The 9932-nt window shown below is 63.3% G+C and carries 10 protein-coding genes; all 10 read right to left on the reverse strand.

Annotated elements, in window-relative coordinates:
- A partial coding sequence (locus EN969_RS05485) for an aminopeptidase (protein ID WP_206525134.1) occupies positions 1–465 on the reverse strand: 465 nt, incomplete at its 3' end.
- A 91-nt stretch (positions 466–556) separates the two neighbouring features.
- Complete coding sequence (locus EN969_RS05490) at positions 557–1204, reverse strand: class I SAM-dependent methyltransferase (RefSeq protein WP_063169706.1); 648 nt, start codon at positions 1202–1204, stop codon at positions 557–559.
- A 98-nt stretch (positions 1205–1302) separates the two neighbouring features.
- Entirely contained in the window at positions 1303–2274 is a 972-nt protein-coding gene (locus EN969_RS05495) for a branched-chain amino acid ABC transporter permease (RefSeq protein WP_024502115.1), read from the reverse strand.
- Between the two features lie 22 nt (positions 2275–2296).
- Complete coding sequence (locus tag EN969_RS05500; RefSeq protein WP_063170419.1) at positions 2297–3184, reverse strand: branched-chain amino acid ABC transporter permease; 888 nt, start codon at positions 3182–3184, stop codon at positions 2297–2299.
- 7 nt (positions 3185–3191) lie between these two features.
- The gene (locus EN969_RS05505) at positions 3192–3902 is read right to left on the reverse strand and encodes an ABC transporter ATP-binding protein (RefSeq protein WP_013528528.1); all 711 of its coding nucleotides are present in this window, start codon (positions 3900–3902) and stop codon (positions 3192–3194) included.
- On the reverse strand, positions 3895–4674 hold the full coding sequence (locus tag EN969_RS05510) for an ABC transporter ATP-binding protein (protein ID WP_063169705.1): 780 nt from the start codon (positions 4672–4674) through the stop codon (positions 3895–3897). The genes EN969_RS05505 and EN969_RS05510 overlap by 8 nt, the downstream gene beginning before the upstream one ends.
- Positions 4675–4686: 12 nt before the next feature.
- Complete coding sequence (locus EN969_RS05515) at positions 4687–5895, reverse strand: ABC transporter substrate-binding protein (RefSeq protein ID WP_013528530.1); 1209 nt, start codon at positions 5893–5895, stop codon at positions 4687–4689.
- Between the two features lie 206 nt (positions 5896–6101).
- Positions 6102–7865: an ABC transporter ATP-binding protein gene (locus EN969_RS05520; protein WP_063169704.1), complete on the reverse strand. Its 1764-nt coding sequence runs from the start codon at positions 7863–7865 to the stop codon at positions 6102–6104.
- Between the two features lie 46 nt (positions 7866–7911).
- The gene (locus EN969_RS05525; RefSeq protein WP_024502120.1) at positions 7912–8856 is read right to left on the reverse strand and encodes an acetamidase/formamidase family protein; all 945 of its coding nucleotides are present in this window, start codon (positions 8854–8856) and stop codon (positions 7912–7914) included.
- Positions 8846–9932 (reverse strand): ABC transporter substrate-binding protein (locus EN969_RS05530; RefSeq protein ID WP_164758151.1); only part of this gene is annotated, 1087 nt, incomplete at its 5' end. The genes EN969_RS05530 and EN969_RS05525, both read right to left, overlap by 11 nt.

The raw sequence follows: 9932 nt of genomic DNA on the forward strand, positions 1-9932 counted from the left end.
GCCAAGCGTGGAATATGCGGTGATGCCCGTCACATAGACATCCATGCCCTGTCCTTGAAGTTCGGCAGCGGTTTCAATTGCGGACTTCCTGGAGAAATATCCCCGGTAGGGCACGCAGCCGAAAACGGGAAAACACCATGTTCGCGGCGTCAGCGAGAATGCCGGCGCGGCGAAGACGGCCCATGTCACCGAATCCCGGCCGATATCGACATAGCTGCGGTAGCTGCTGTTGTCGGGCAGCGCCAGTTCATCCGTTGCGAACTGTCGTATGGCGCTCGCCGATGCCATTCGAGCGCGCAATGCCTTCGGCGTCGAAGGGTCCTCGATCAGTTTTCCGACATCCTGGCGCGCCGTCATGATCCGCAGATGACCCTGCACGGATTGCGCGTAATAGGAAACACTGGTGCAGCCGGTCGCGCCAGACACCACGATCATAACGGCAACCAATCGAAAGAATGCGCGCATCACGATTTGCCCACAGCAGTGCTCCCGTACCGATCGGGCGATTGTCGCGATTGCCCCAGGTCCCAAGCAGCCGCATCGATTTGATCGAGGTCTATAGCTTTCTAAAGAATCCGGACAGAATATTCGGACCCACTTCGCCAGGGCGCAGTCTGATCCCGTCCTCGAAGCAGTTCAGCGTCATGCATTCGAAGCCGCTGCGTGCGAGGAATGCCACCAGCGAGTCACGATCGAAGTGGTGGAGGTGCTCGTCGGGAAGACGCATACGCCACGTCCGGAACCAGGCGTCGCCGTCGGCGCCGAGCTCGCGCCAGCGGCAATAAGGGACGGCGACGGCCAGGTAGCGGGCCTTAAGCCGGGCGAGGAAACCCAGATCCGGGATATGCTCAAGCACATCGAACATGGCGACGAGATCCCACGAGCTGGAGAGCGCCTCATCCCAATCGACGAAGCGGACGCCCTTGGGCAGCGGAAACCTGGTTATGTCGCAGCCGGCGCAGTCGGCGACCCCGGTTATTTTCGCGGCTTCGATGAATGTGCCGGTGCCATATCCAATCTCCAGCACGGACCGGGGGATCTCGCCAGTGATCCCCAGCACCCAGCCGAGTCGCTGATATCCGAGCTTGATGGTCCGGTCACTCAGGTCCTCGTAATAGGAAATGTACTGCTTGTCATACTTGATCGGTTTGGAGTCGACCTGGTGGATCACGCCAAACCCGTCCACCGCGTAGTTGTCCAACATTGGCGTGCGGCCCCCCAGGTTCCGAGTTCCTTACCGGCAGAACTAGGACGCAACCGGACAATCGAGCGGTCAGGTATTCAGCCGCCAGCTTGAACTGCTCAGTCCTTGCCCGCCCGCTTGAAAATCCGCGCATAAAATTCGCCGACGATGCCGCGCCGGAAGATCAGCACGCACACCATGAAGATGAGGCCGGTGGCGATGGTCACCGGAAAGCCGGAAGTGGCAAGCGTGTTTTCCAGGCCAATGACAAGGCTGGCGCCGATGATCGGCCCGACCATGGTGCCGATGCCGCCGAGAAGCGTCATCAGGATCACTTCGCCCGACATCTGCCAGGTGACGTCGGTGAGCGTGGCGAACTGGAAAACGATCGCCTTGAGCGAGCCGGCCAGCCCGGCCAGGGCCGCCGACATGACGAAGGCGCCCAGCTTGTAGTTGGCGACGGAATAGCCCAGCGAAATGGCGCGGTTCTCGTTCTCGCGGATCGAGCGCAGGATCATGCCGAACGGCGAGTTGACGATGCGCCAGATGGCGAAGACGCCGATCAGGAACACCGCCAGCACGAAGTAATACATGTTCAGCGAGACGTTCAGGTCGAGGACGCCAAGCAGCATGCCGCGCGGCACGCCCTGAATGCCGTCCTCGCCTTGCGTGAAGGGCGACTGCACACAGAAGAAGAAGAACATCTGCGACAGCGCCAGCGTGATCATGGCGAAATAGATGCCTTGCCGGCGAATGGCGAAAAAGCCCATGACAAGGCCGAGCAAGGCCGCACCCGCCATGCCGAGCAGAATGCCGGCTTCCGGCGGCCAGCCCCAGACCTTGACGGCATGCGCGGTGAAGTAGGCGGCGCCGCCGAAGAAGGTGGCGTGGCCGAACGATAAGAGCCCGGTATAGCCGAGCAGAAGATTGAACGCGCAGGCAAACAGCGCGAAACACAGCATCTTCATCAGGAAGATCGGATAGATCAGGAAAGGCGCTACCAGCAGCGCCAGGATGCCGAGCCCGACCAGCATCCATTCCAGCCGTGCCGAGGTTTTGGCCGATGCCTCGCGAAGCGTCAGTTCGGTCATGTCAGATGTCCCTTCCGACATGTCAAGCGTCCCTTCCGAACAGGCCAGCCGGCCGGACCAGAAGCACGATGGCCATGATGACGAAGACCACGAGATTGGAGGCCTCGGGGTAGAAGACCTTGGTCAGGCCCTCGGCGAGGCCAAGCATGTAGCCGGTGACGATCGCACCGAGGATCGATCCCATGCCGCCGACCACCACCACCGCGAAGACGACGATGATGAGGTCCGATCCCATAAGCGGGCTCACCTGATAGATCGGTGCTGCCAGAATGCCGGCAAGCCCGGCCAGCGCGGAGCCAAGGCCGTAGGTGAGGGTCAGCAGCAACGGCACGTTGACGCCGAAAGCCTGGACGAGACGGGGATTCTCGGTTGCCGCGCGCAGATAGGATCCAAGCCTGGTCTTCTCGATCAGCGCCCAGGTGCCGAAGCAGACGATCAGCGAGGCGACCACGACCCAGCCGCGATAGTTGGGCAGGAACATGAAGCCGAGATTGGTGCCGCCGGCAAGCAGCGGCGGCACGGCGTAGGGGTTTCCCGAGACGCCGTAATAATAGCGGAAGATGCCTTCGAGTACGAGCGCGAGGCCGAAGGTGAAGAGCAGCCCGTAGAGCGGATCGAGATCGTACAGCCTCGACAGCGCCAGGCGCTCGACCACGACGCCGAAGATGCCAACTATCAGCGGCACAAGGATCAAAGCGGGCCAATAGCCGATGCCGAGATGGGTGAGAAGCAGGTAGCCGACGAAGGCGCCGAACATATACTGGGCGCCATGGGCGAAATTGATGACGCGCAGCAAGCCGAATATGACAGCCAGGCCCAGGCTCAGCATGGCGTAGAACGAGCCGTTGATCAGGCCGACCAGCAACTGGCCGAGGAAGGCCTGAACCGGGATTCCGAAGATCATCGTCATGGCGCCATCATACACCCAGGACTTCGTGGAGCTGCGCCATGCGGTCCGGCAGTTCGCCGACCGGAAACCCCGCCACCACCTTGCCGTGCTCCATCAGATAGAAACGGTCGGCGACACGACTGGCGAAGCGAAAGTTCTGCTCGACCAGCAGGATCGTCATGCCGCGCTTTTTCAACGTCGCCAGCAACGCGCCGATGCGCTGCACGATGACGGGAGCGAGCCCCTCCGTCGGTTCGTCGAGGAGCAGCATCTTCACGCCGGTTCGCAGCATGCGCGCGATCGCCAGCATCTGCTGTTCGCCGCCCGACAGCCTGGTGCCGGGACTGTTGCGCCGCTCCTTCAGATTGGGGAACAGATCGAATATCTCCTCGACGCTCATGCCGCCCTGCGCGACGACCGGCGGCAGAACCAGATTCTCGTCCACGGTCAGCGTTGCGAAGATGCCGCGCTCCTCCGGCACGAAGCCGATGCCTTGATGGGCGGTGCGGTGCAGCGGCAGCCGCATCAGGTCCTTGCCGTCGAAGGCGATCCGGCCGGTCCGCTTGCGGATCAACCCCATGATGGCGCGCAGCGTCGTCGTCTTGCCGACGCCATTGCGGCCGAGCAGCGTGACCGTCTCGCCGGCAAACACTTCCAGATCGACACCGTGCAGCGCATGGCCCTCGCCATACCAGGCGTTGAGGCCGGTGACGGCAAGCAGAGGTGCGGCACTAGTCATCGGCGGTGCCCATATAGGCGATCTTGACGCGCTCGTCGCGGCTAACGGTGGCGTAGTCGCCAGCGGCCAGCACCTCGCCGCGCTGCATGACCGTTATCCAGTCGCAAAGGTCGGCCACCACGGTCAGATTGTGCTCGACCATCAGCACGGCGCGATCCCTGGCAACCGAACGGATGAGGCTGGAAACCGTGGCCACGTCCTCATGCCCCATGCCGGCCATCGGCTCGTCCAGCAGCAGCACTTTCGGATCGAGCGCGAGCGTCGTGGCGATCTCCAGCACGCGTTTTCTGCCATAGGAAAGATCGCCGGCGAGCCTGTTCCTGGCGTCGTCGAGACCAACCGAGCGCAGCAATTCCTCGGCGCGCGGGGTCAGCCGGTCGAGCGCCGCGAGCGAGCGCCAGAATTGAACGGCAAGACCACCCGGCCGCTGCAGCGCGACGCGAACATTGTCGAGCACGCTGAGGTGCGGAAAAATCGCCGATATCTGGAACGAGCGCACCAGCCCCATCCGCGCAACCCTGGCCGGCGAGGTGCGGGTGATGTCGTGGCCAAGCAGCTCGATCCTGCCGCTGGTCGGCGCCAGGAACTTGGTGAGCAGGTTGAAGACGGTCGTCTTGCCGGCGCCGTTGGGTCCGATCAGGGCATGGATGTTGCCATGGCGGACATCGATATCGACGTTTTTGACGGCGATGAAGCCGGCAAAGTCGCGTCGCAACCCGCGGGCGGAAAGCACAACCCGCGGCTCGTTCGCGTCCAGGTCAGTCGGCGCCATCGGCCGCGCCGATCACTGGCCGGCCGTCGGACAGCCGCTTTCCTTCTCGCTGAGGAAGGCCTCGTTGCCTGGAATGGTGGCGAGATATTTGTAGTAGTCCCAATCCTTGGTGCTCTCGGCTGGCGACTTGACCTGGTAGAGGTACATGTCGTGAACCATGTTGCCGTCCGCCTGCACCTTGCCGTTGGTTATCACCGCGTCGTCCACAGGCATCGAATGCAGCTGCTTGGCGACGGCTTCGGTCTCGTCCGTGCCGGCTTTGTCGATCGCCTTCAAATACTGCGTCACCGCCGAATAGGTCGCGGCCTGGATCATGTTCGGCATGCGGTTGGTGCGCTTGAAAAAGCGCTGCCCGAATTCGCGGCTCTTGTCGTCGCGATCCCAGTAATAGCCTTCGGTCAGCACGACGCCCTGCGCCGCTTGAAGGCCAAGCCCATGCACCTCGGCCAGCGTGAACAGGAGTGCGGCAAGACGCTGGCCGCCCTGCACGATACCGAATTCGGCCGCCTGCTTGATGGAGTTGGAGGTATCGAGGCCGGCATTGGCCAGGCCGATGACCTTGGCGCCCGACGATTGCGCCTGCAGCAGGAAGGACGAATAATCGGTCGATCCCAGGGGATAACGCACCTCGCCCAGCACCTTGCCGCCATGGCTTTCGACGAACTTGGTGGTCTGATCCTTCAGCGAGTAGCCGAATGCATAGTCGACGGTGACGAAGAACCAGCTGTCGCCGCCCTGCTGCACGAGAGAGCCGCCGGTACCCACCGCCTGCGAGTGAGTGTCATAGGCCCAGTGGAAGCCGTAGGGCGAGCACTGTTTGCCGGTCAGCTCCGTGGTCGCCGCGCCGGTGACGATGTCGATCTTCTTCTTTTCCTTGGAAATCCCCTGGACGGCGAGCGCTACCGAAGAGGTCGTCAGTTCCATGATGGCATCGACTTGCTCGGTGTCGTACCACTGCCGGGCGATGTTGGAGGCGATATCCGGCTTGTTCTGGTGGTCGGCGCTGATGATTTCTATCGGCGCTCCCTGCACCTTGCCGCCGAAATCCTCAACGGCCATCTTGGCCGCCTCGACCGACCACTTGCCGCCGAAGTCGGCGTAGACGCCCGACTGGTCGTTGAGGATGCCGATCTTGACCTTGCCGTCGGAAATTTCGGCGGCCGAAGCGGGGATCGCGGATGCGGCGAGAAGTGCCGCGGAAACGAAAAGGCTTACCTTCATGGTTGACTTCCTCCCATAGCGATGAATCCGACCGACCCTCCTACGATCGATCATCGCAATGGTATTGAACATGAGGAAGATAGGGACAGAGGGCAAGAGGCCGTTAGGGATTTAGTGTTCGAAGCGATACGGTTTGGCGGCGCAACGCGAGCCTTGGGCGAGAGATAGAGACACAAACATGTGAACCGCCCGGCGGCAGTGCCGGCTCAGCCCTCGGCGGCGACGAGGTGGCCGTTGCCGACATCCCTCAGCGCCAGTTTCAGCGGCGCCTCGCCGATCCTGCGGGTGGCGCTCGGGATTTCCTGGTCGAGGCGCGCGAAGCGGCTTCTGCGCTGCGCGGGATCGGGCACGGGCACGGCTTCGATCAGGCGCCTGGTGTAGGGATGGCGCGGGTTGGAAAAGACCTGGTCGCGGGTGCCCATCTCGACGATCTGGCCGAGATACATGACGGCGACGCGGTCGGAGATGTTCTCGACCACCGCCATGTCATGCGAGATGAAGAGATAGGCGACGCCGAATTCGCGCTGCAATTCCTTCAACAGATCGAGCACGCGCGCCTGCACCGAGACGTCGAGCGCCGAGACGCTTTCGTCGGCGATGATCAGCTTCGGCCGCAGTGCAAGCGCGCGGGCAATGCAGACGCGCTGGCGCTGGCCGCCGGAGAATTCATGCGGATAGAGTTCCATCTGGTCGGCCGACAGGCCGACGCGCTCGAACAGCGCTGCGACACGCTCGCTGCGCTCTTCCTTCGAGGCGATACCGTGGATCAGCAGCGGCTCGGCGACGAGGTCGCCGACACGCATGCGTGGGTCCAACGAGGCATAGGGGTCCTGGAAAATCATCTGCACGTCGCGGCGCACCGCCTTGCGCTCGTCGCGGCCGAGGCCGGACAGATTGCGGCCGCCAATGGCGATGTCGCCGCTGTAGGGCACCAGTCCGGCCAGCGCCTTGGCGGTGGTCGACTTGCCACAACCGGATTCGCCGACCAGCGCCAGCGTCTCGTTGGGCGCGATCGAGAAGCTGACGCCTTCGACGGCGTGGACGCAACGAGTGACCCGGCCGAAGAAGCCGCCATGCAGGTCGAAACGGACATGCAGGTCCTTGACGTCAGCGACATTGGCCGGCGTTGCCGTCTCGGCACTCCTGGATTCCTGGCGACCGATACCGCTGCCGATGCGCGGCACGGCGGCCAGCAGCTCGCGCGTGTAGCCGGCTTGCGGCCTGGCGAAAATGTCAGCGGTTTTTCCCTCTTCGACCATGCGGCCATGCCGCATGATGATGACGCGGTCGGCCATTTCGGCGACGACGCCCATGTCATGAGTGATGAGGATGACGCTGGTGCCATGCTGGCGCTGCAGATCGCGCAAAAGTTCCAGCACCTCGCCTTGCACGGTGACGTCGAGCGCCGTCGTCGGCTCGTCGGCGATCAGCACGTCCGGCTCGAGCGCCAGCGCCATGGCGATCATCACCCGCTGGCGCATGCCGCCGGACAGTTCGTGCGGAAACTGCTTTAGCCGGCTTTCGGCTTCCGAAATGCGCACCGCCTTCAGCGCCTCGATGGCACGCTGGCGAGCCTCGCTCTGCGACAGGGAGGTATGCGCCTCGATGGATTCGGTGAGCTGCCGGCCGATCGACAGCACCGGGTTGAGTGAGGTCATCGGCTCCTGGAAGATCATGGCGATGCGGTTGCCGCGAATGCGCCGCATCCGGCGCTCGTCCAGAATCGTCAGATCTGTATCGCCGAGATGGACCTTGCCGGATGAAATCCTGGCGGCAGGCTGCGGCAGAAGCTGCATGATGGCCAGAGCGGTCATCGATTTGCCGGAGCCGGATTCACCGGCAATGCACAGCGTCTCGCCACGAGACAACGTCAGCGACAGGTCGGAGACGACCTCGCGCTCGCCCTCCTCGCCGCGCACGCTGACGGAGAGGTTGGCGATGTCGAGTATGGGTTCGCTGGCGGTGATCATTGCGCGCGTGACCCGGAGAGGGATTTACTCCGGCACCCCCCCCTCCTCATTCAAACACGCAGCGCGGAAAGTAGAACGACACCACCCAGTTCGGCATGTCAACGATCTCGCTGATGCGGAGATCGCCGCAGACCGAGGCCAGCATATAGGCCTCGACTGGGTCGATGTGATAACGACCGGCGAGCAGGTCGACCATCTGCGCAACCGCTTCCCTGGCGCCGGTCATCAGGTCCGGACCGATGCCGGTCGTCACCTCATAGCCCTTGGCGTCGAGATGGCGCGTCACCGGGCCTGGCGTGGTGAAGCGCGGCGTCTTCAGCCTGGCATCCTTGACCAGGTCGAGCTTGAGCACGACGTCCATCGGACTTTCGATCGCCGTGCCGCAGACCTCGCCGTCACCTTGCGCGGCATGGGTGTCGCCGACCGAAAACAGCGCGCCCGCCACTTCCACCGGCAGATAGAGCGTGGTGCCGGCGGCGAGATCGCGGATGTCGAGATTGCCGCCGACGCGCCTTGGCGGCACCACCGAGTGGTGGCCCTTTTCCGCCAGCGCGTTGCCTATGGTGCCGGCGAAGGGTTTCAACGGCACACGCGCATTCTTGCCGAACAGCGCCGGCTCGAGCGAGGCAGCGTCGTATTTCCAGATGTTCAGCGCCGGCTCCTTGAAGTCGTCGGCGAGCAGCCCAAAGCCCGGAATGTTGGCCGTCCAGCCGAAGCCGGACGGCTTGAACATCTCGATCGTCACCTTCAGCGCGTCACCCGGCTCGGCCCCCTCGACGAAGATCGGCCCGGTCACCGGATTGACGGTGGCGAAGTCGAGCTTGGCGACGTCGGCGACCGTGCTGCCGGCCTGCAACTGGCCGCCGGAGGAATCGAGGCACTGGAACTCGATCGTCGAGCCGGGCGCCACCCGCTCGGCCGGGGCAAACGAATTGTCCCAGCCGAAATGATGTTGGCGCCCGTGGATGGTGTAGTCGCAGTTATTGCACATCTTTTACGTACACATTGTCGTAGTTGATCGGGATATGAACCGGGTCGACATAGAGGTTGTCGGCGCCGCCCATGCGCGCCGATTTCATGGTGAAGCGCTGCTCGTTGAAGACCGGCGCCCAGGGCGCGTCTTCCATCACCTTGTCGTAGATGGCGCTCCACATCTTGTCGCGTTCGCCTGATTTAGCCGGGTCGACCACCGAGTCGGCCTCGGCCGCCTTGGCGTCGAGATCCTTGTTGCAATACCACGACCAGTTCCAGCCGCCGGGCACCGCACCGGCGCAGCCGAGGATCGGGCCGTAGAAGTTCGACGGATCCGGGAAGTCGGCGATCCAGGCCATGCCGCCGGACCAGATCATCGGTGCGCCGGCCTTGTCGCCGCCGGCGGCAATCACGTTTGCCTGCGCCAGCGACTGGATGCTGGCCTTGATGCCGATCGCCGCCAGATCCTGCTGGATCGCCTGGGCGATGCGCGGGTTGGGATCGGTGTTCATGGCAAACAGCTGTGTCTCGAAGCCGTCGGGGTGGCCAGCCTCTGCGAGCAGCGCCTTGGCCTTGGCGACGTCATAGGGATAGCCCTTGTATTCCTTGTCGTAGCCCGGCATCGACGGCGGCAGCGGCTGGTTGGCCGGCACGGCGCGGCCGTTGATGATCTGGATGACGCGCGCCTTGTTGATCGCCATGTTGACTGCCTGGCGCACCTTAACATTGTCGAACGGCGCCATGGTGGTGTTCATGGTGACATAGCCGGTGTGCAGCTGGCCGCCTTCGACGACGCGTGCCTTCTGCTCGGGATCGGCCATCACCTCCTGGAATTTTGCTGGCGGAATGCCGTCGCCGGGGACGTCGATCTCGCCCTTCTGCAGGCGCAGCAGCGCCACGATCGGCTCCTGGCCGATCTCGAAGGTGATCTTGTCCAGATGCGGCAGGCCCTTGTGCCAATAGTCCGCATTGCGCTCGAAGACGATGCGCTCGCCGAGCGTCCACTCGGCGAGCTTGAAGGCGCCGGTGCCGACCGGATGCTTGCCGAAATCGGCGCCGTATTTCTCGACCTCTTCCTTCGGCACGACATGGGCG

It is taken from the genome of Mesorhizobium sp. M7A.F.Ca.CA.003.01.2.1, from assembly GCF_003998945.1.
Taxonomy (GTDB): Bacteria; Pseudomonadota; Alphaproteobacteria; order Rhizobiales; family Rhizobiaceae; genus Mesorhizobium; species Mesorhizobium ciceri.

What these genes read in the sequence shown, in the direction of transcription:
- EN969_RS05510 (WP_063169705.1), bottom strand. Translation starts at nt 4,674, where the DNA reads ATGGCGCCGACTGACCTGGACGCGAACGAGCCGCGGGTTGTGCTTTCC.
- EN969_RS05490 (WP_063169706.1), bottom strand. Translation starts at nt 1,204, where the DNA reads ATGTTGGACAACTACGCGGTGGACGGGTTTGGCGTGATCCACCAGGTC.
- EN969_RS05515 (WP_013528530.1), bottom strand. Translation starts at nt 5,895, where the DNA reads ATGAAGGTAAGCCTTTTCGTTTCCGCGGCACTTCTCGCCGCATCCGCG.
- EN969_RS05525 (WP_024502120.1), bottom strand. Translation starts at nt 8,856, where the DNA reads ATGTGCAATAACTGCGACTACACCATCCACGGGCGCCAACATCATTTC.
- EN969_RS05495 (WP_024502115.1), bottom strand. Translation starts at nt 2,274, where the DNA reads ATGACCGAACTGACGCTTCGCGAGGCATCGGCCAAAACCTCGGCACGG.
- EN969_RS05520 (WP_063169704.1), bottom strand. Translation starts at nt 7,865, where the DNA reads ATGATCACCGCCAGCGAACCCATACTCGACATCGCCAACCTCTCCGTC.
- EN969_RS05500 (WP_063170419.1), bottom strand. Translation starts at nt 3,184, where the DNA reads ATGACGATGATCTTCGGAATCCCGGTTCAGGCCTTCCTCGGCCAGTTG.
- EN969_RS05505 (WP_013528528.1), bottom strand. Translation starts at nt 3,902, where the DNA reads ATGACTAGTGCCGCACCTCTGCTTGCCGTCACCGGCCTCAACGCCTGG.